At 34.9% G+C, this 23,390-nt stretch carries 12 protein-coding genes; 7 read left to right on the top strand and 5 right to left on the bottom strand.

The features are described 5' to 3' along the window. The 5 genes from J8281_RS17730 to J8281_RS17710 all read right to left on the bottom strand — a co-directional run. On the bottom strand, positions 1-488 hold a 488-nt coding region (locus J8281_RS17730), incomplete at its 3' end, for a DDE-type integrase/transposase/recombinase (RefSeq protein ID WP_210199001.1). Beyond that, positions 485-883: a transposase gene (locus J8281_RS17725; RefSeq protein WP_210199000.1), complete on the bottom strand. Its 399-nt coding sequence runs from the start codon at positions 881-883 to the stop codon at positions 485-487. The genes J8281_RS17725 and J8281_RS17730, both read right to left, overlap by 4 nt. A gap of 151 nt (positions 884-1,034) precedes the next feature. Continuing rightward, complete coding sequence (accC, locus tag J8281_RS17720; protein ID WP_210198999.1) at positions 1,035-2,474, bottom strand: acetyl-CoA carboxylase biotin carboxylase subunit; 1,440 nt, start codon at positions 2,472-2,474, stop codon at positions 1,035-1,037. A gap of 51 nt (positions 2,475-2,525) precedes the next feature. Continuing rightward, a complete protein-coding gene (locus J8281_RS17715) occupies positions 2,526-3,011 on the bottom strand; it encodes an acetyl-CoA carboxylase biotin carboxyl carrier protein subunit (protein ID WP_210198998.1) in 486 nt (161 codons plus the stop codon). A 283-nt stretch (positions 3,012-3,294) separates the two neighbouring features. Continuing rightward, positions 3,295-4,308, bottom strand: coding sequence for a metal-dependent hydrolase (locus J8281_RS17710; protein ID WP_210198997.1), 1,014 nt, complete (start codon positions 4,306-4,308; stop codon positions 3,295-3,297). 804 nt (positions 4,309-5,112) lie between these two features. On the opposite strand from J8281_RS17710, the gene J8281_RS17705 reads away from it, so the two are divergent. The 7 genes from J8281_RS17705 (at position 5,113) to J8281_RS17675 (ending at position 23,379) form a co-directional block, all read left to right on the top strand. Next, positions 5,113-7,578, top strand: coding sequence for a hypothetical protein (locus J8281_RS17705; RefSeq protein WP_210198996.1), 2,466 nt, complete (start codon positions 5,113-5,115; stop codon positions 7,576-7,578). Positions 7,579-7,581: 3 nt separating this feature from the next. After that, positions 7,582-13,746 carry a fibronectin type III domain-containing protein gene (locus tag J8281_RS17700; RefSeq protein ID WP_210198995.1) on the top strand — a complete coding sequence of 2,055 codons (6,165 nt, stop codon included), beginning with the start codon at positions 7,582-7,584 and terminating at the stop codon, positions 13,744-13,746. Continuing rightward, positions 13,747-14,766, top strand: coding sequence for a hypothetical protein (locus tag J8281_RS17695; protein WP_210198994.1), 1,020 nt, complete (start codon positions 13,747-13,749; stop codon positions 14,764-14,766). It begins immediately after the preceding gene. A gap of 18 nt (positions 14,767-14,784) precedes the next feature. Next, a complete protein-coding gene (locus tag J8281_RS17690) occupies positions 14,785-15,447 on the top strand; it encodes a hypothetical protein (protein WP_210198993.1) in 663 nt (220 codons plus the stop codon). Between the two features lie 223 nt (positions 15,448-15,670). Next, a complete protein-coding gene (locus J8281_RS17685) occupies positions 15,671-16,504 on the top strand; it encodes a hypothetical protein (RefSeq protein ID WP_210198992.1) in 834 nt (277 codons plus the stop codon). Positions 16,505-16,571: 67 nt separating this feature from the next. Then, complete coding sequence (locus J8281_RS17680) at positions 16,572-21,278, top strand: hypothetical protein (RefSeq protein ID WP_210198991.1); 4,707 nt, start codon at positions 16,572-16,574, stop codon at positions 21,276-21,278. After that, positions 21,271-23,379, top strand: coding sequence for a hypothetical protein (locus tag J8281_RS17675; RefSeq protein ID WP_210198990.1), 2,109 nt, complete (start codon positions 21,271-21,273; stop codon positions 23,377-23,379). The genes J8281_RS17680 and J8281_RS17675 overlap by 8 nt, the downstream gene beginning before the upstream one ends. Positions 23,380-23,390: the final 11 nt, after the last annotated feature.

Genomic DNA, 23,390 nt, shown 5'->3' with positions numbered 1-23,390 from the left:
TTTAAGGCCATTTTAAGAGCCTTTAGATTAGCAGTAGCACGCATATGGTCAGAGACTGAGTACCCTACAATCTTCTTAGTATAAACATCTATTATAAAAACGACATAATAATGTTTCCCATTTATTGGAATGTAAGTAATGTCGCTCTGCCAGATGGTTGAAGGCGCCTTTACCTGCATCCCCTTTATCAAATTAGGATAATATACTTTTGAAGCTATAGTTGTCTTTCTATAGTTCTTTTTTACTTTTAGCCTGTATCCAAGAGACATCATAGATTCTACAAACCGGTCCCTGCCTATAAAACCTGGCTTTAGTATATCATACATTTTCTCCACCCCACAACCCGGGAAGTCCCGGCGAAGCTCATCTGCTTCTACGATAAGAGAACTTACTTTATCATCAAAGACAGCTTGTCGTCTAGCATACTGATGTACTGCTTGCTTACTGATGCCTATAACATTATAAAGCGAATTCAGGGAATAGCTCATCGTTTTGGATTTTTCTTTGAACCTATTGATTGTGGGGTGGAGAAGTTTTTTTTGATATCGATATCAAGTTCTTCCTTTGCTACTTCCATCATCGTCTCTAAATAGTCGATCATTATTTGCTTTTGACCTACCACACGTTCCAGATCTTTGATCTTCTGCTGGAGTTCTTTTACTTTTTCATTACTGCTATCTTTCATCTCTACAACTCTAAATCCTTTCTCGTTAAAGGTAGAATATTTATAGATCCATTTATAAATGCTCACATTGGAAACTTTATGCAATTTCTCTAATTGAGGAACACTGAATTTTCCTGATTCAAAATCTGAAACCAATCGACGTTTAAATTCTTCCGAATAAACTCGTTGCTTCCTAATTGTTTTTAAATTTGCTCTCATAAACTGATCACTTCTTTGTAAAAGTGGTCAACCTATATCAGGGACGTACATCATTCTGCATTCAAAATTCTGAATTCTGCATTCAAAAACACTTCCCTAGCTTTCCACATACAAGGAATTTTTGATGCAACATTACATACTTTATAATTCACTAATCCGGTAATCGTACTATTTTTTGATCGCTATGATATTGTGTTAAGGCAATGAGTGCGGCAACTTTAGCTTCTGTAGCGGTGGCGGCGTTTACTTTTTCTGCGGAATAATATTTTTTTACAAAATGCGTGTCAAAATTTCCTGATCTAAAAGCTTCGTGTTTGCACACAAATTTTCCAAAAGATAATGTGGTTTGTACGCCTTCGACTTGATACTCATCTATAGCTTCAATCATAAGCTGTATCGCCTCTTCACGAGTTTTACCATATGTAATTAGTTTGGCAAGCATAGGGTCATAGTAAATAGGAATATCCATACCTTCTTCATACCCATTATCAACACGTATCCCTTTTCCTTCAGGGAGTTGATATACATCAAGGTGTCCCACACTAGGTAAAAAATCATTTAAAGTATCCTCTGCATATACCCGAAGTTCTAAGGCGTGACCATTAATCTGAAGATCTTCTTGTTGTATTGGTAAGGCTTCACCTCTAGCTACTTTAATTTGAAGTTCGACAAGATCGACACCAGAAATAAGTTCGGTTACCGGGTGTTCTACCTGTAGGCGTGTATTCATCTCTAGGAAATAGAAATTATGATTTTCATCTAGCAAAAATTCGACTGTTCCTACACCTAAATAATTACAGGCTTTGGCTACTTTAATAGCAGCTTGCCCCATTTTTTCACGAAGTTCTGGAGTAAGTACTGCCGAAGGAGCTTCTTCTACAACTTTTTGATGACGACGTTGTACGCTACATTCTCGTTCAAAAAGATGAATTGTATTTCCGTGACTGTCGGCCATCACCTGTATTTCTATATGCCTGGGAGAAGCTACATATTTTTCTATAAATACGGCACCATCACCAAATGCAGATACTGCTTCACTTATAGCACGCTGCATTTGCGAATCCAGATCTTCTTCTTTTTCTACGATCCGCATTCCTTTTCCGCCACCGCCGGCAGAAGCTTTAATTAGAATAGGAAACCCTATATCGTGCGCAATTTTTTTTGCTTTTTCAACATCGGTAATGGCTTTGTCAATCCCTGGTACCATGGGGATATCATAGGCTTTCACAGCATCTTTGGCTGCAAGTTTACTTCCCATTACTTTAATAGCATCAGGTTTTGGTCCTATAAATATGAGGTTGTTCTTTTCTACGGCTTCCGCAAAATCTGCATTTTCACTTAAAAAACCGTAACCTGGGTGTATGGCATCTGCATGTAATCTTTTTGCAACTTCAATGATTTTTGAACCTAATAAATAAGATTGACTAGAAGGTGCTTCGCCAATACAAACGGCTTCATCTGCAAATTTGACATGTGGTGCATTTCTATCAATGGTTGAATAAACGGCAATTGTTTTGATACCCATTTTTTGGGCTGTGGTCATGACTCTAATTGCAATTTCGCCCCGATTGGCGACTAAAATTTTTTTCATAATAGCTTTGGTATGAGAACTACTAATTCTATGGAGTATATATACTGGTTTTTACTGAAATTCAATTAATAACTGTCCTTTGTCGACTGCATCTCCTTTTGAAGCATGAATAGACTTGATGACCCCATCTCTTGGAGATAAAATGACGTTTTCCATTTTCATAGCTTCGAGAATGAGTAGGGGATCATTTTCTTTTACTTCCTGATCTACTGTAACGTGAATATCAAGCAACAGGCCTGGCATGGGTGCTTTGATGGCATTAATTTGTTTTGAAGACCCCAAAGAAAATCCCATGGCGGCAATTCGTACATCTAGTTCGTCTGCAATGTTTACTTTGAAATGGTTATTATTTACCTTGACTATATATTCTTTTGTATTGAAATTTTTTTGAACTACTTCGGTATGATAAGATGTGTCTTCTAGAAGTGTGTGATACGTATTTTCTGAAGTTTGTATGGTATCCATCGTAGAAGTATCTGCATGGGTAAGGTCAAATTCAAATGTTTCATTGACTTGAATCTTATATTTTTCGCTCATTTAAATTACTTATTTTCGAGTTAGACGAATTGGATTCCGGGTTTAAGCAGGAATACTACTATTTTCTTGTAATACTTTGTTAAAGAGAATAATTTCTAAGGGTAAAAGCAAATTAATTAAGAGTTCGTTGGCAATTTTATATCATTATTGTGGTGGAATACGTTTATAGCTACAGTAGTACTATACCTTTCTTAGCATAGTACTAATGCCAAAAGGAATATAAAAATAGTTTTCAGACAAATACTTTATAGACTTTATGGATTTTCCCTGAAGTAGTTTAGTTCTATGTTTTATTTCCCAGTATTCGAAGAAATAATTTTTTTAAAAGTCCACCGGCATTAGCCATTTCTCGTTCCCGTTCTCTTGCTCTAAGGTTTCCCTGATCATCAACATATAATTCATAACTGAATACAAAACGATCCGTTTTAGATCCTACACCTAACAACCCAAAACGAAGATCATTAAAATATATATTATCTGGTGTTCTTTCTATAGTATACCAACCTTCAGTTAGTTGTACAAGTCGAACAAGAAGAGAATTTTCTTTGATATCTGCTAAGGCCTCATGATTTTTTGGAAATTCAGAAAAATGGATGACATCGTCTTTATCAAAAAGGGAATAATAACCAATAAGAAATGAATCTTCAGTTTCTACATTGGCTGTCCATAAAATACTATTCATTAAGGTAGGCCGGGTTTGTATTTTAATAAAGGGAATGCTCTTATTTTCTAAACTTGCCACAAAATTAGCTTTAGCATTTTGTTGTAGTATTACTGTGATCAAAAGATAAAAGCTACTAATTAGTAAACCAAGGTAATTGTATTTTCTTCTTTTGGGATGGTTTCGTTTGTACCGCATAGTCAACAAAACACAGGCTAAAAAAGGAAGTGTGTATAATGGATCTATTACCGATATGGTGTTAAAAGCTATTTTAATTTTGAAAGGCCAAAAAAGCTGGGTACCCCATGTAGTAAATGCATCTAAAATAGGGTGTGTCACTAATCCTAGAAACATCAACTTGGACCAATCCCACCAACCTGCTTCTCGATTTTTGTATAATTTTGAGAGTAACCAGCCAAAAATGGGTGCTGTTATCACACAAAATAAGATAGAGTGAGAAAATCCTCGATGCAATTCATTTGCCGTGACATTATCTACAAAAAAATTTGAGAGTACATCAAGATCTGGAATAGTACCAGCAACGGCTCCCCAAAGTATGGCTTTGTTACCTACTTTTTTTCCTAAAGTGGCCTCTCCTACAGCAGCACCTAAAATAATTTGGGTCAACGAATCCATAAAAGTAAATTATTCAGATTAAAGTTCAAAAAAAGTTCTAATCTCATATGTATTGAGTAAAATTGATTCTCGAAGTGGTTTTAAAAGTGTGCTAGTTAGTAAATTTCTGTGTATATCATATAATTTTATGGTTATTGGTTTCGCTCCTATACAACTACTGATGATTTCGGCTGTTCTCCCTAATCTAAGTTCATCAACGTTCTTAAAGATAACTAGATTTGCACTAATCCTCTAGCTTCCTTCAATATATTTAATTATCAGTATTGTAGATGTAATTAATTCCTGTGTATACAAGCGTCTCTTTTGTGGTGTTAAAAAAATACTATCTTAAAGTGTTAAGTTTACACCCAGTGATAATTTTTTCAATCGTGAATTCTTTTCAAAGCGATAAAAATTTTTGGTATTGTATTCATCGTTTATTTCAGCTCGATATTACAATATTTTTTAATTACTCTCTTATTTTATTTTTGTTTCGTATACATGTTTCTGAATATTAGCAGATATTAATAAATATTAGATTTAAGGCACTTTTGAGATACTATCAAGTTATAAATGTATAGTCAAATCACATTCTAAGATAAATTATCTTAAAGAAAACATAACCTCTTTTTATATTTTGAATACCATAAATAAAATGCGTAAAGGGTATTATAAGTATTGTTAATTTCATGATACTAGCATATTAGATAGAAAGTTCTACCTTCTGATGTAGTTTGCAAAAATTTCAACGAAAAGCGTTTCTGTTTTTGGTAACCTGATTAAAAAAGAATATTTTCGCATTTGTATTTAAGAAAACATTAACATTTGACCCCAAAATTACGCTGTTATATCTTTTTCTTGTGTTTACCCACGGTTACCTTTTGCCAGGATTTGGGGCAAATTGGTAAAGCTAAGCTTTTTAAACTTACCGGGGGTATAGCCGCCAATACAGTTTTTTACGAGGGAGAAGCTAATAGAGACCCATTTACATATTTTGTGACAGGTAATGTAAATTTGAATATTAGCGGCGTTTATAACATACCGTTTTCATTTTCATACACAAATCAAAAATTTCAAAACAGCAATCCGTTTTCATTTAATAGGTTAAGTATTCATCCCTCTTATAAATGGGTTACTGCTCATATTGGAGATGTAAGCATGACATTTTCTCCTTATACATTAAGTGGTCATCAGTTTACCGGATTGGGAGTCGACCTCACCCCCGGGAGTAAGTTTAAAATAAGTGCAATGTATGGGCGACTATTAAAAGAATCGGAATATGTAGAAAACGATTCGCAGTCTGAACCTGCTTTTAAACGTATAGGATATGGTCTAAAAACGCTATACACCGAAGAGAAATTTTCTCTTGGAATTACTTTTTTTAGAGCTGCTGATGATGAAAACTCTCTCGACAATCCAGTACCTGTAGAATTTGAATTATTACCCAAAGAAAACATAGTGGCAAGTATAGAAGGAGGGTTCAAATTTTTTGATAGAGGAGAATTACGAATAGAGGCTGCATCTTCTGCTATTACCGAAGATATAAATGCTGTAGGAGAAGAAGCAAATCCATTTATCTTGTCGTTATTTCTTACTAATAATGTTACCACCCGACATTATAAAGCGTACAATGCCAACCTTAATTATCAAGTAGCAAAAGGTTCTATAGGAGTAGGTTACGAATACATTGATCCAGAGTATCGCACATTTGGTGCTTATTTCTTTAATAATGATCTTGAAAATATTACCCTAAACGCGACTCAAAGTATTTTTGCCGATAAAGTAAATATTTCTTTTAATGGGGGATTGCAAAGAGATGATCTGGACAATACAAAAAGTGCTCAACTTCAGCGTATCGTTAGTGCAGTAAACGTTGCGTATACGGCTTCAGAAAAATTGAATATATCTGGGGGATATTCAAATTTTCAGTCGTATACAAATATTAAAAATCAATTTGATTTTATTAACGAGGTTGCTCAAACTGATAATCTGGATACGTTAGACTTTCAGCAGATTTCTCAAAATGCAAATATAAATGCTAATTATATTCTTAAAGATTCCGAAGAGAGAAAAAAGAATCTTAATGTAGCCCTGTCTTTTCAAAATGCCATAAACAAACAAGGTGGACAAGTTGCAGAAAATGGGGACTCCAGATTTTATAATGGTAGTGCAGCGTATACTATAGGATATCCTGAAAAAAGCCTAAATATTGCTACGGCAGTCAATGTAAATTATAGTACTATTGGGGTGGATAACAATCTTACTTTTGGCCCTACAGTATCTGTAAACAAACAATTCTTTGAAAAAAAGTTACGAACTACAGGTTCTGTAAGCTACAACCAGAGTAGTAACAATGGAGAAAAACAAGGAGATGTAACTAATATTCGTTTAAGTAGTAACTATACCTTCAAAAAGAAACATAATTTTAGTCTTAATCTGTTATCCCAATTAAGAAATACAACTACGGTATCCAATCAAAATTTCACGGCCACTTTTGCCTACAATTATACATTTGACAAGTTTAAAGCACCAAAGTTTAAATGGCCCAAGAAAAAAGAAAAGAAGAAAAAAAGATCCAAAAAAGACAAACTACTCAATTTCAGGTTTAGAGATTCTTTGTACAATGGCACTATGGACGAGGTGAATCATAAATTAGCTATTCTACAGGATAATTCTCATTTCAACCATATACCTGAGTATAAAAAGGGAGAACTTACCATGTTACGACAAATCGCAGCAGATCAAAAAAGTGTAGAGGATTACAAAGAAAAGGCTATCGATTTTTTAAAAGAACTCTACAGTTACGAAGATTATCTTAATGGATATCATGCCATGGTATTTGATATTATTATTGAATTACAAAGAGATATGCTACGATTGGATTATGCGTTCGAGAAAGCCTTTGTAAAAGCAAAAGTAGCTGTAGATAATCATCAACTACACAAAAAAACACCTGAAGAACGACTGCAATCTTACAAAGAGTTACAAGAAACATACGCCCGCCTAGAAAAAAATAGTGAAATGGCACTAGCCAGATTAATTGGGCATAGATGGATGCTGCCCATTATTTCTAAATATAAAACTATTGAAAAAATAGAAAAACCAGACCAATATCTCGATAGGTTGATGGAGCAAGAGAAAGAAAATATATTCCGTTTAAAAGATAATGGAAAGACAGATCAGGAAATTGAGCTATATTTGATTACCCAGATCATCGATTTTTATATGAAGGAATCTGTTCATCATACAGATCCAGACACGTTTATATTAAAATACATAGAAAAGAACTAACCTATGAATACATTTTTACGCGATAATCAAGGTTTACGTGCCTTAGTACTTTTCTCGAAATCAATACCGGTTTTGAGTCGTCGTAGTATAGGCATATCACGACATACATTACTTACACTACTTATCATCATTTGTAGTATACAGGTGTCGCTGGCACAACGATTCCCGATTACTGTAGTGCCCCAGGTTAATCCGCCTGCCCCTGTTAACTTTCATAACTATGCCGATGCTACTACTATCAACAGTCCATTACAGGTGCAACTATTACTTAGTGATATTTCGGTTAGTAATCTTCAGGTACGATTAAAAGTGTCTTTTGAAGGGAATGGTATTTCTTTTGAAAGCCGTGATCTCGTCGTGGGTGCACAGCCCTTGTTTATTGACGGAGGTTCCCCCTTGGTTTTACGTAATACCGATTTGGGACCCTACTTTGAGTTCCAAAACCTTCAGGGTATTACAGCTAATTTATATGGACAAACCATCCCAGAAGGTAGCTATCAATTTTGCTTTGAAGTATTTGAATTCGTAACAGGTAACCGTCTTTCTTCTAAAACTTGCGCTACTACCTATATCTTTAAAAATGAACCCCCTATACTTAATTTACCTCTTAACGGCACCAATATGGAGCCGCAGGCTGTTGATAATATCGTATTTCAATGGACACCAAGACATATTAATGTAAGTAATGTAGAGTACGAACTCAGTATAGTAGAAATTTGGGATGATGGCGTAGATCCGCAGACTGCATTCCTATCATCGCCCCCTATATTTCAAACAACTACACGTGCGAATTCATTTGTATATGGCCCTACACAACCGCAGCTGCTTACCGATAAACGTTATGCCTGGCAAGTACAGGCAAAAGCAATACAAGGTGCAGAAGAAATTGGACTCTTTAAAAATGAAGGGAAAAGTGAAATCTTTTGGTTTTCGAAAGTAGAACCCTGTGAAACTCCGCTCAATGTTTCGGCCGAGCCAAAAGGAATTTCCAAAATGAATGTATATTGGGATGAGGATCCAACGACGTATACTGAATATGCTATTGCCTATCGTGAAGTGGGTAGAGAAAATGCCCAATGGTTTACAATGCGTACCAATAGTGCTTGGGCTACAGTTTGGGATCTAAAACCTGGGACTACCTATGAATATAAGGTAAAGGGAAAATGTAAATATCAATATAGTGAATATAGCGAACCACAAAGAATAACTACCGAAACCGCTCAGGATGAAACTGCTAATTATAATTGTGGAATTGTGCCCGACGAAATCGCCATAACAAACAGAGAACCCGTGGCCAACATTATGGTAGGAGACCGCATAACCGCAGGAGATTTTGTGATCACTATTACTGATATTGAAGATGAGTCTAATGGTAGAATTACTGGGGTAGGCTATGTACGTGTTCCCTATTTTGAATTGGCGAGATTTGCAGTTCGCTTTAGTGGTATATTGATCAATACTGATTATCAATTGGCAGAAGGTGAGATTGTAACATTATATGATCCAAAATTTGGCGCAGATGCGCAAATGACGGTAGATGTAAACACAAATGTGGGTGAAGTGTTTAACGGAGATCGTGGGGATACAGAAGATCAGAAGGTAGACTTTGTAATCTCTAGTATAGAAATTGATGGCAACGGAGCTATCGTAATTAGGGGCGAAAATGGGGAAGAAGCTATCATTCCGGGTGGTCGAGATATAACTATAACCGATAGCGAAGGTACGCCTTGGACTGTGGGAGAAGATGGTACCATTACTGAAGGTGAGGCCGCAGAAGGCGGAGCAGCTACCACCAGTAATACTACAGGTGTAGATCAAAACGGTGCTTCTCAAATATCGGCCAAAGGTGTTCGTGTAGATTTTGAGGATTCTGGATATTATTACTTTGATGAAGTACCTAACGCTGTAGCTAGCAAATTAACCGAAAAATACAAAACAATTACCATTGCCGGAGGTGGGGATTATACAATACCGTTTAAAGCGGTTTCAAATATATCAGGATATACCCAGGATGTACTCACAGCACGAGCTACGTTTGCAGATAGCGACTTAACCAAAGATGACATTATTTTTAAAACCAAAAATGGGGTAAAGGTAGATGCTACCTGGAACGGAGACGTAGCCACACTTACTTTAACGAGAAAATTCGACTATGCGGTAGAAGAAGTTCTAGCAACTGTAAAGCCAAAAGACACAAGCGAGCAATATAAAATAGCAGGTGTGTTCAATATGGTGCATCTTGCATCCCAAGAGTTAAAAGAGATTAATGTCACTCTCGTGCCGATTAACAGAGGTGTATTGTCAACCGATCTGAAAACACAAATCAATGAGATCTATAATAAAGCAGGAGTTAATTTCAATATTACCATTGAAGAACCGCTGACTATCGAAAAGACTGATTGGGATCTTAATGGTAACAATCAGCTAGACGTAGGGGATAGTAGTTTGCTCGCGCAATATACAGAAGAAGAACGTGCTATTTATAAGTACTATACTTCCAAAAAATCGTATGATAAAAAGCGATATTATGTTTTTGTATTAGGCAATTCAATAAGTCCATCAAAAAGTATTGAAGGTTTTATGCCTTTGAAAAGGCAGTATGGATTTGCTTTTGATCCCAGCAATATGGCCAAAACTATTGCTCATGAACTTGGACATGGTGTATTCGGGCTTGAGCACCCCTGGGATACCTATGGATTTTCAAGTGAGAGTACCAATTGGTTAATGGATAATAGAGAAAATGGTACCGTACTTAACCATATGGACTGGAAAAAAATGCATGCTGCAGGTATTGAGTTGTATATGTTTCAGGGTGATGAAGATGGGGAGTTTGGCAGCTATCAGTATCTTGTAGGATATAATGTTATTCCTGGTATATTTAATGCCTATGTCGAAGAAAAGGATAAGGGTAGCCCTTTTTCTTTTATTTCTCCAGCAGGAAAAATTTTCACTGTCCCAAATACTGTAAAAGATATAACCTTTGGTCGTGGAGGTGTTTTGTTAGCATTCACAGTCAATGAAAATGGCAAAGAAGAACGTTACATAGGAGGTAAAAGAGTGAAATCCGGCAGTGAAACTTTCACGGGGTATATAAAGAAGTTTGGAAATGATGAAAACAGAAATGAAAGAATCTTTAGAGATATAGATTCAAAAAATTTATCAGCCAATACAAATGTATACGTCGGAAAGCTTAATAGAGATAGCGGTTTTTGTGGTATAGATTTATATACTAAAACCTTTGAAAATAAAGCAGAGGGGAGTTGGAATAGTGGAGGTAAGCTAGAGCCTTTTACAACCATAGATTTTAGAAATGGAGCTGCATTACTGAAAGAAAGAATCTCATCACCCGAAGCTTGCGATTTATGTGCTGATGGAGAGAAATTTTTTAACAAGTATAATTATTTAATCAAAACAGATGAGGATTCACAGGCCTTGACCGGTATTTCAAAGATGTTATGTTCTAAAGGAGATGATCAAATTGATTACGACATCCTGGTTGCACAAATTAATAAGGATTTTTCTGATCAATTGAGTAATGTTTTTTGGGGTAGCGATAGAGCACTTTTTATAAAAGCTAGAGACAAATTTTGGGAACAAGATGGAGCTTTGACTATTTATTTAAAAGCGTTACAAACAGTCAATAATAATATAGGATCTTACAATGAAAAACTAGGCTCAAATGCTTCTAAAGAAGAATTCTATTCTGCGTTATACTACTTGAATGATGATTTCATTAACACGTTAACTTATGATCAAAAGGAAAATTTATTAGAAAATATATTCCAGCATAATATATTTATTGGTGATGATTTCTTCATAAAAGGAAAGAGTGATGTCTCATTGATAAAGAAAGTAATCAGAAGTATTGATGATGCATACATTGATGGATTATTAGATAAAATTATAAACGGTAGTGAAAGGCATAAACCCTCTGAAGAAAGTGGACTTGAACAAAAGAGAGACGTGCTGTATGAAATAATCAATGCCTTAGAGTTTGAAAGACTACAGCAAACCAATATAAATATCAAAGTAGAGGCGCTAAGTAGAATGCTTAACGGAAATCTTTTCACTCTCTTTGGTACAAACTACCAAGATATAATTACCAAATTGCTTAAATCAGTATCAAATGAAGAAGCCGGGGCATTTTTAAAAGCTTTAGAAGATCCAAAAGAAAGTTTTGATGATGATCCTTTGGTTTTTCATTTGAAAGAAAGGTTGACTAACTTTTTATCAAATAACTCGTACACTAAATTTTTCGAAGAGTTACTTAGATTAACTGGTGCTAGAGCAGAAGAGAGTCCAGATACGTATACTGTTGTTGGAGATTTGACTTGGGACGTAGAGAACAAGAATTATGTTTTAGTTTCATATGTTAGAGATAGAAATAATTATAAGTATAGCTATGATAATAGTACTCATAAGGTAAACATAGTCACTTGTGAAAACCCAGAAGAAACTTTGGGGAATTGCAGTGGTGCCCCGGTAAACCTTATACCAGCTAATTCTTCTCCTTTTGATCTCGTAATGATTCATTTTTTTAAAGATGTTTCTCCATTTAGTCCTATCCCAGAAAACTCGATCTATCAGGATAGACCTGCAATAGAAGGGAAGGGTTACGCAGTTCCGGTTATCTTTATTGAACACTTAAAGAATAACATTTCTGAAGCAAGATTAAAAAACACGGCTTGGAATACTTTCAATATAGTGATAACTGTCGCTACACTTGGAGAAGGAGCTGCCGCTATTTCGGCTGTTAGGGTTGCAGCTGCTTCATCTAGGTTGGCCGCAAACGCAGGCTCCAAAATATTATTAAGAACAATCGGTAGAAATGCATTTGCTTTAATGGATTTTACATTTACTGTAGGATCAACGGCATATCAGTTTGGAACAGGCGATAATCTTCCTAAAGAATTTCAGTGGGTAGGTTACTTTTTTGCAGCCAAAGGAGCTTATGATTTAGTGAACGGAGGATTGAAAGGCCTTGCCACAATGAGTAAGGCAAGTCCCAACCAGAAGAAGGAACTAATAAAAGCTTATAATTTAGTTAATAATAAAGGAAAAGAAATATCCGTACAAGAGCTAGATGATATTATAACCCGTAGTATTAAGCGTTTAGAAGATTCATCAGATCCTAATTTACGAAAAGCTTGGGATGAAGCGAAAATATATAATGTTGGTGCTGCCAAGACAGATTTATTAGCTAAAATACCAACGACTGAATATGGTAAAATTAAGAAGTTTATTGATGATTTAGATATTTCTGACCCTTCTTTGCATACTCTAAATCTTCTTCCTGAAGATAAACTATTAAAATTGGCTTCTGATTTTGAGAGATTCTCTGATGGATTAAAGATAAAATTTAAAGATCCAGATTTTATTGAAGGATGGTCATTGATTTCAAAAAGAGCCGAAATGCGCTTAGATGATGAGATACTTAGCTCTTTACGAGTTCTTGTAAAAAACCATAAAGGCTTTGTACAAGGGTACTCTGATGAACTAACTAAGATATTTGATAAATTGGCAGAAGCCAGAGGAGGGTGTACATCATGCCCAAGTTCTAATAGTAATATTGATGATGGAGTAGGTATGATCAAAGATATTATCGAGGATCTTGATGAGGTAATTGTGAAGGTAGGCGATAATGCTACAGGTTTAGGCGATTTTCTAAGGGAAATGGGGCAAACTGCAAAAAAAGCAAAAGCTGGGACATTTACCTTAAAAACTTTAAATGCTAAATGGACTGATTTAACAAGCGGAGGTTATAAATTTAGTCGTTTTGAAGGTAATATTCCAGACATAGATACAGGCCACAAACTAGATGTCTTGTTCTTTAATCCGAATACTTTAAAAAGTCGTGCAATAGAATTAAAAAACTGGAAAAATGTTAGTGCTATACCTTCAGGATCAAACAGTCAATTCTATAAATATTTACAAAGCGGAAAAGAGTTTCGATACTATTTTAATGGTAATACGGAACAAGCGAAAACTGCGTTTCAAAATATATTCAAGAACTCTGATAAAGCAAAGGAGTTGTTCGAAGTGAGACCAGGATTTTTTACAAAACATAGTCTCCCCAACGGTACTCGGATTCGTAGTTGGGAAGAAGTTAAGTCCCTAGCAGATGATGGCTTATTAATTAATCATTCACTTTTTGACTTTATTTATTAAATGAAAAAAATAAAAGAAATACATGATGTAAAATCAATCTACTCTGTTGGGGTTTGTGATAGTTATTTTTATCATGCAATAGAGGATCAAATTCTAATATATTCAATCAAAAATTTGAATCTTTTAAAAACTATATCAACTTCCTTTCAGCTGTTTTTAATTGAAAATTTAGTAGATGATATTATACTCGTTCAGGATAGCACTAACGGTCGAGCACATACATTGAACCTGAAAAATGATAAAATTAACATGCCTGTTGAGGTAAAAGATTATAAGGTAGGTCATGATAGTGGTGTTTATGAAGGTAAGAAAATTTTATATAAATCAAGAGACATATATTCTAAGTCTGAGTACGTGTTTTATGATTTTGAACAAGATAGAATTATATGGAACAATAAAACAGCGGTAAGCATTAAAATTTTCGACAGTTATTTGTTTGGAATTAGTACTAACGAAATACAAAAATTCTCTTTCGACAAAGGACAAATATTGTGGAAGTTTGATTTCGAAGATCAATTCAGGAAACAAGTCTGTATACAAATCCTCTTGACAGTATATAAAACCGTACTTGTAATAGGATTACAAGATGATATTTTAATAGGAGTGAATATAGAAGATGGAAGTTTATTATGGAAAATAGAAGAATGTAACAATTCAAACTATGCATTAGATGAGTCCGACGGTAAATTGAAAGGTATTACTAGTATTGGGTATTTCGAGGTTGATATAGTAAATGGAGTTTATAATCGAACTTTGTTTATGGATTTTGAAAAAGTACACGATCCAACAATATTTGATTCTCAACGCGATAATTTCGTATTGGTCGGCGATCATATTATCACTACCGATTGGCGTAAAGGACAAATTGGAGCATTCAATACCAAAACTTTGGTTTTTGATTGGATGCATGAAGAAACAGGTGTTAGTTTTCCTGCTGGTCAACCATTAAAATATTTCGACCCATACTTATTTGTAATGGATAATAAAAACGTTTTACATATTTTTAAAAAAGATGAATAATTTCAAGTGTGATGTGTTATGATTGAAAACAAATTTATAATAACAACCATATTCTACTTTCTATTAGCAGGAATGATCACTTTTAAATTAGGTCCAGATATTATTATAGGAGGGAAAAGTGTTGGTACAGCTACTTTTGAATTTAGCACCATAGATTCTATTGCGCTTAATTTTCATAACGCAAATAATAATTATTTGAACCTAAGAATAAAGAAAGATACAATGAGTTTTTTAATGCAATTTTATACTCCGGAAAGGGATGAAAAAGCACTGATGAATCTATTGTATGAATATAATATCATCTCAAATAAACAGAGCTACAAAAACGAAATACCTAAAAAAATTACTAAAAAGGATCTCAGATTTATTACTAGTGTAAAACTGATCTTAGAAGATAAAAACGACTTAAACAGTTCAATAAACTTTTGTTCTATAAATGATCATAAAATCAAAGGTCATAATGTCAAATTTAGACGTGTGATCACTATTATATTAGGATATTTACTAACAATTTCAGGTCTTTTGGGTTTAATAATTATTCCTATTAGTGCTTATTTTCAAATTAAGGATTACAGAGAAGAAGGAGTAAAACCCTCAGGTTTTCCAAATAGATATGAAGGAATTAATAATTTTTTAAAAGGTTTTTCGGGTATATTTAAGTCAAACGGGAAAAAGAAATAAAGGATATACATTTGTAATATCGAGCATAGCATAAAAAGGATAATTATCAAACATATTCAATATCTTATAAGTGTCTAAATATTTAATTTTTTAAATACTTTTTTCTTTACAGACTAAAGACTTATCAAATCTTGGGACCGACTTTAATTAAAAATCAAAAATTTTTGTTAACGTATAGTTAATTTTTGTATATTCGTCCTTCTAATTTTCGCCCCAGAAAACTATGATTGCATTTATTTTATTGTTATCGATACCAGTTGTTTTTATTGTGAATAGGCTATATTCTTTAGAAAACACTATACTGAAAAAAATCATTCTTACTTTATTGGTCATCACCACTGTATCCTGTGGAGGAAATGACGCTGATTATCAAAACTCTTTTGATAATGGAATTGATATTCGATTTGCAATATTTACTTCAAATATAGAGGCTTCAACTTTGACCTATCAATTAGTCATTTACGAATCTCAAGAGGATTGGTTACGTCAGAGTAATTCAATTTATACGGCAACTATTTCAGATGATGAAACTGTTGAATTTCCCGCTGGCATTATAAAGAGTGACCAAACATATTACATAGAGGTAGAGAGTATAGACGGACAGTATTCAAATTGGAACCCTGATCAAATAGAATTTTTACATAAAAGTTCTTTTACAGAATCGAAACCTTCTCAATATCACAGTATTCAATTGTTTAAGAAAACCGAAAAGCCATTCCCTGGACTTTACAGGTTTAAAAGCTTTTACGAACCCGGACCGGAAGATGAGTATTTAGCACTATGGGAAGGAATATTACCGGTCTCAATAGAGGTGAAAAGAGATTTTACAGTTATCATTACTGATAATAACAATGGAAGCGATAGAACGATTACGACCAAATTTTATAAAAAGGAAGAAGTAGAACGTTTGGTAGAAAGCTCATTGCTGGTACTTTCAAACGGAGATTTTATTTTCAAGGATCAGGATTGGTTTCGATCAACAGATAATGGGTTTAGCTATGGCGGTCCTGATTTTATGAGAGGATTTAGACTCGCTGAATATGTTTTGAAAGAATAAAAAGCATAAAGAGCTAAAGCAAGAAAACAAAACGGAATTAGAATACAAATTAATTGGCCTTAAGCCTATGGCAAAAAAATTACATTTTTATATATTATTTTCTTTTTTATGGCTTTCAGCAATACTAGCTCATGCTAATAATGACAAAAATACCGTAGATTCAGAAGATAAAAGTAATGTTGAGGTTGATAAAAAAACAGAAGAAACGCATACTTCTTCTGTTAATACAACAAACAAAACGGCACTTTCTGTAAAAACATTTCGCAATTTTGAGTCTTTAGAGAAGTTTGATGTTGCCGAAGTGGTTTCGACGGCTGTAACCCAAAAATTTCAAGAAGAAGGATATGCTTTTAACACTCAGGATTCTTTAATAAACAAGAAATGGTTAGATATGGCAAACAATACCTTTGCTACTATCGATGAGACCGGAAACTATGTAGACTTATTAGATGAAGATGGCTTAGGAGAATTACCTGTAGCTATTAGGCCTCAAACGATCAGTAATGTAACCTACACTGTAGGAGTTGCTAAAGCCGTTTTTAAACCAGCATATACCGAACTTACCGTATTTCTTAAAATCGATACTCCCAAAGGAACATTAATACTTGGAGGAAATAATATTAAGCTTTCACACGAGGGGGGAATCGTAGGTGATGCTAAATTAGCTCTAATTTCACAATTCACTTTTAATTTTGATAGCGGTAAAGTTTTAGTGACTCTTAATGGTAGTTTTGAGGATCCGGCAACATATGCATTAATCGATTGTTCTGGTTTTAAAGAATTAGGTATTGATGCTCATATTAAATTTGCAAATTCTTTTTTATATCCGGTAGATGCCGATGGAAAAGAACGATTAGGATATGTAGAATCAGATTTCTCTACGGTAGTAGGAGACTGGAATGATATCGTAGTGAATATTTCTCTGCCAGAATTCGGAATACGAGGTCTTAAAGGAACTACATTTAGATTAAATACAGCTGTATTTGATTTAAGTGATTTGCGTAATGATCCGGCTATGCCTTCTAACTATCTGAGTAAGTATTACAGTGAAAATCCTGATCTGTGGCGCGGGGTATATATCAATACGTTAGAGGTTGTATTACCTAAAGAATTTAGCAAAAAAAATAGCAATAAAAGAACAACCTTTGGTGCCACGAACCTGATTATAGATTCACAAGGAATTACAGGAAGATTTTATGCAGAAAATATCATTAATATCGATGAAGGATCGGCTTCAAAATGGCAATTTTCATTAGACAGATTTTTGATAGAAATAGAGACGAACTCTATAAAAGCCGGGGAGTTTAATGGTGAAATTATACTACCCGTATCCAAAGTAGATCGTTTAGAATACGCTGCAATTATTCAACCTGATGAGTATACTCTTCAAGTCTCAAGTACTAAAGATATAGCTTTTGATGTTTGGAACGCACAGGTAGTGCTCACCAAAGAGTCATACATTGAAATGAAGGTTAAAGATGGTAAATTTAGACCTAAAGCTAATCTTCATGGAACAGTAAATATAGCTTCGGGACTTGGAAATAATGATTCAGAAGGTGTAGCACAATCTAATGATAAAACTGTTGATTTTAAAGGTATCGTTTTTGAAAACTTGTTGTTGCAGACAGAATCACCAAAATTTTCGGTTACCTATTTTGGGTATCGAGGAGAGATGAAAATTGCTAATTTTCCGCTAACAGTGAATGAAATAGGTTTAAGAACTCCTCCAGGGGGTAAAACCGCAGAATTGCTCTTTAATTTTAATATTAACCTCACATCTGCATCAGATGGAGGTAATGGAGGTGGTTCGACCTTAGTAATTCAAGCAAAGCTAGATGATACCGATGGTCGTGATAAATGGAAATTCGATGGCGTTAAGCTAGAGCGTGTTTTTATTGAGATGGAAGTAGCAGGTATGGAACTCAAAGGGGCTATTTTTATTTTTGAAAATGATCCTACCTATGGTAAAGGTTTTGCAGGGTCAATCGCAGCAAAATTTACCAAAGGAGTACAATTAGATGTAGAGGCCAAAGCGCTATTTGGTAGAACACCAGAATTTAGATATTGGTTCGCTGATGCTAGTGTAACCATACCATCAGGAATACCCATATTTACAGGTTTTGCCCTTAATTCTTTTGGAGGTGGCGCCTCTAACCGTATGAAAATGGCCGGAGTAACCAATAATCCCAATGCTGCATTTACTCAAATAGGAGCATCTTCTTCTGGGGTGATATATGAACCCGATAAAAATAGTGGATTAGGTGTAAAAGCTTCAGTAGGTATTATTACACAAAATTCGGAAGAACTTTTTCACGCTACTGTAGAATTTGGAATGACTTTTAAAAAGTCTGGCGGACTTCGAGATATTTACTTCAAAGGTCACGGAGAGTTGGTAGCAGCATTACCAGGTGACTTTTTTGATACCCTTAAAGATAATTTAGGAGATATTGCCAGTGTTGGGGGTACAATCGCATTACCAGCTTCTCCACCTAGCGGTGCCATGAGTGTTGACGTATTTATTGGGTACGATTTTGAAAATGATATTCTACATTCCACCTCAGAAATCTATATCAATTTTGGTATTTTAAAGGGTGTAGGGCCTTCGGGTAGAGCTGGGTGGATGGATTTATACGTAGCACCTGATGAATGGCATATTCTAATAGGAACTCCAGAAGATCCTATTGGTATTGCTCTCAATTTGGGTATTCTTAAATTAGAAACGAATAGTTATTTTATGGCAGGCGACGGTCTTCCTGGAAGCCCGCCACCACCTGCCATTGTAGCCGAGATTCTAGGAATAGATGCTTCAGAGTTAGACTATACGCGAGATCTCAACGCTCTTGAGGCCGGAAAAGGTTTAGCCTTTGGTGCACATCTTAGTGTAACTACTGGAGATTTACGATTCTTGATCTTTTATGCACGTTTTGATGCAGGTATCGGTTTCGATATTATGATTAAAGACTATGGAGATGCTCGCTGTAAAGGAAGTACAGAACAAATAGGACTTAACGGCTGGTATGCCAACGGGCAGTCTTATGCATATTTGCAAGGTGAACTTGGACTAAATTTCAAACTTTTTGGCATTAAAAAGAAGATACCCATTATTAAAGGGGGTGGAGCCGTAATTTTACAGGCTAGACTGCCTAACCCTGCATGGTTTCAGGGATATTTAGGTGGGCATTACAACCTTTTAGGAGGGCTTATCAAAGGTCGTTTCAGATTCAAAATAGAATTAGGCGAAAAATGTGAAATTGTAGGAGGAAGTGTCCTGGATGGTATTGTTGTTATTAGTGATATGACTCCAAAAGAAGGAGCTGCAGATGTAGATGTATTTGCAGCTCCTCAAGTAGCGTTTAATCTCCAAATCAATAAGGTTTTTGAAATTCCCGATGAAACAGGAGATAGAAAGTATAAAATACTATTAGATCAGTTTGACGTAACCAAAGATGGCAAGCCTATCGAAGGTGAGATTAAATGGAACGATCGTAATGATGTCGCCGTATTTTACTCCCATGAAATCTTACCACCAAATTCGAATATAAAAGGATACATACAGGTTCATTTTGAAGAATTTGTAAACGGAAACTGGCAAAAGATTTTAGATGAAGGTAAGGTAGCTATAGAAAGTAAAGAAGTGAACTTTACGACAGGCGAGGCACCTAAAACAATACCCGAACATAATATCGCATATATGTATCCCGTTATTGGGCAGCAAAATTTCTTTGCTAAAGAATACAATACCGGATATATCAACTTAAAAAGAGGGCAATCATACTTATTTGATGCTGTTCCAGGATGGACTAAGTCTATGGCGATGACTTCTTCTGCAGGTAGTACGCTTACTAAAGACTTTGGATATAACTCGGGTAAAAAACAACTCACATTTACGATTCCGCAAGAAATTAATACGCAAACTGATTACGCAGTTCAAATTTTACTTATACCACCGTCTGATGGAGATATTGGCGCTAACGTAAAAGATACGTATTCTAGTAAAGAGTTGAATGGTGATACAGCTTCTGAAAATGATAAGACAGGATCTTTTAAAGGGCAGTCTGGAAAAAATGTCACCGAATCTGATGTTGAAGTTAAAAATAGAAAAGTAGAGGGCGTCATTGTTCAAGGAGAAGAGAGAGAGCTACTCTCATTTGAGTTCAGAACAAGCGAGTATACTACATTTGACCGCAAGATGCGTGCAATGAGAGAAAGTGAAACTTATTATGATTATTTTACATACCCCTACGGACTTACGTTATCTCTAGGAATTGATCCGATAGAACCCTTTGATCTTTCAGAATTGGTTGGGAATGAGTATACAGCAAATGTTCCTCTTGTACTTATAAAAGCAATACCCGATGATTCATATTACACAGATCAAATCTATCCGCTTTTATATAAACATTATCCTTTTGAAGGTACAATTACCGTAAGTAGAGATACTGATAAAGTTGGGGTTCCTCCACTAGAAGGCGTAGAACCGCAGTCATGGTACTTAACATATTTAGAGAATGGATATACTAGTGATATTGATGTGCATAATCCATTTAGGTATAATTTAACACACTATTATCACCAAGACTTTGAAGATCTGCGATATCAATTAGTTAACTCAGAATCTCAAGGTGCATCAAATAAATACCTGAAACTAATCACAGAGCCTTTTCCAGTAATGAGAAAAGGTAAATATAAAACTGAACTACGATATGTGCTACCTGGTCAGGTACAATCGGGTAAAATGCATACAGTAAAATATACAAACCCTTTATATGATTAAAGTAATTCAAAATAGTAAAGGTGTTGTAATCATATTTGTGATATTGCTATATGCTTCGGCAATATTTGGTCAAAAGCCTATAGGAAATGAAAAGCCTGAAGTAAAGGTAATAGGTAATGTAACTAAAGATGCTATTATGCTACGTTGGGGCGTAACTACTCCATTGGCCTGGAAATATGCAAATCAATATGGTTTCACTATTGAAAGAAAAACAATTGTAAGAGAGGGGGTTATACTTACAACCCCCGAAGTGAAAAAGTTAACTACCAGCCCCATATTGCCTAAACCCTTGACGGAATGGGAGGCCTTTACAAATCGAGATACCAATGCAGCAATAGCGGCGCAAGCTATTTATGGAGAAAGCTTTAATGTAGATTTAGAACAAGGAGGAGATGATATTATTAGTATTATCAATAAGGCAGAAGAATTAGAACAGCGATTTTCATTTGCATTATTTGCTGCCGATCAAAATTATGAAGTAGCAAAATTTTCTGGACTAGCCTATGTAGATAATGATGTAAAAGCCGGAGAAAAATATTTGTATAGGGTATATACAGCAATTCCTTCAGAAAAAATAAGTGTAAAATTTGGTGGTGTGTATTTGGGGTTGGATGATTTTCAACCCCTTCCAGAACCAAAAGACTTTGTAGGTATTTTTAACGATAAAAACGTGATGCTAAGTTGGAATTATACCTTACTTAAAAAACAGTATAATAATTATGTGATAGAACGGTCAGACGATAGTGGCAATACATTTAAAGCGATAGAAGATATCCCGATTGCTAATATGGGTGAACGAGATAAAAATCCTTCTGACCGTATGTTCTATGTAGATAGCTTACCGAGTAATAATAAAGAATATTTTTATCGAATCAAAGGCATTTCTCCATTTGGAGAGGTAGGACCTGCATCAAAAACTATTTCAGGTTCTGGAACAAAAGCTTTGGTATACAATCCGGCGATTACTGAGGTTAAACTAATGTCTGATAACACCAGTGCCATGATCACTTGGGAATTTCCCGAAGAGGGTTTAGCATCTATCGCATATTTTGAGCTTAATAGATCCAATCAGGTAAAAAACAAGTATCAGGTAATTGTTCCTAATATTTCAAAAAATACTCGAAGTATTCAGTATTCGAACCTCGAATCTATTAATTATTTTACGATTACCGCAGTTGGAATTAATGGAGAAAAACGAACATCTTTCCCACAAATGGTGCAACCTGAAGATGATATTCCTCCTTCACTTCCCATAGGATTAACAGGAACCGTAGATTCTACCGGGATCGTGCAGCTTAATTGGCAAATGAACACCGAAGCCGATTTTTTGGGATATCGTGTATTTAGAGCCAACCTCGAAAATGAAGAGTTTACACAAATTACGTTTCGAACAATTCCTCAAAGTGAGTTCATAGATACTGTTAAAATAAAGACATTAAATAGTAAAGTGTATTATAAAGTACAAGCTTTTGATAAACGCTACAATCCCTCAGACTTTTCTGAAGTTTTCACTCTTAAAAAACCAGACATTATACCCCCAACACAACCCGTATTTAAGTCATTTAAAGCAGATAAAGGAGCTATTTCATTAGAATGGATTACAAGCAGTAGTGATGACGCTGTAAAAACCTTAATATATCGCAAAGAAAAGGGAGGAGAATTACCTTGGGAATTAATTGCAGATGTAAACCTGCCAGATAACAGTTTTAATGACATCTCTGCGAAACCAACAATTAAATATCTCTATACTATGGTGACTATGGATGAATCGGGTTTAGAGTCTGAACCCATTACACCGTTAACAATCACCTTGCCCGATAACCAACCAAAGCCGGATATAAATAGATTTAGCGCCTTGGTAAATCGAGAAGAAAAAAAGATTGACTTAAGCTGGAGATATAAAGTAGATGGAGTAATAGAATTTTCTTTATACAAAGCCGAAGAAGAAAACAAACCTACACTGTATAAAGTTTTTAAGGCTGATCAAGAGCGCTTTACGGATAAAAAATTGAGAATCAACTCTAAATATACGTACTTATTGCAGGCAGTATTTAGTACAGGAGCTAAGTCTCCAATCAAAAAAATAGTAGTGGAATACTAAATGGGGAAATT

The sequence above is a fragment of the Aquimarina sp. U1-2 genome, from assembly GCF_017897595.1.
Taxonomy (GTDB): domain Bacteria; phylum Bacteroidota; class Bacteroidia; order Flavobacteriales; family Flavobacteriaceae; genus Aquimarina.
The sequence above is the reverse complement of the archived record's forward strand: the minus strand, read 5'-3'. Positions and strand labels throughout refer to the sequence as shown.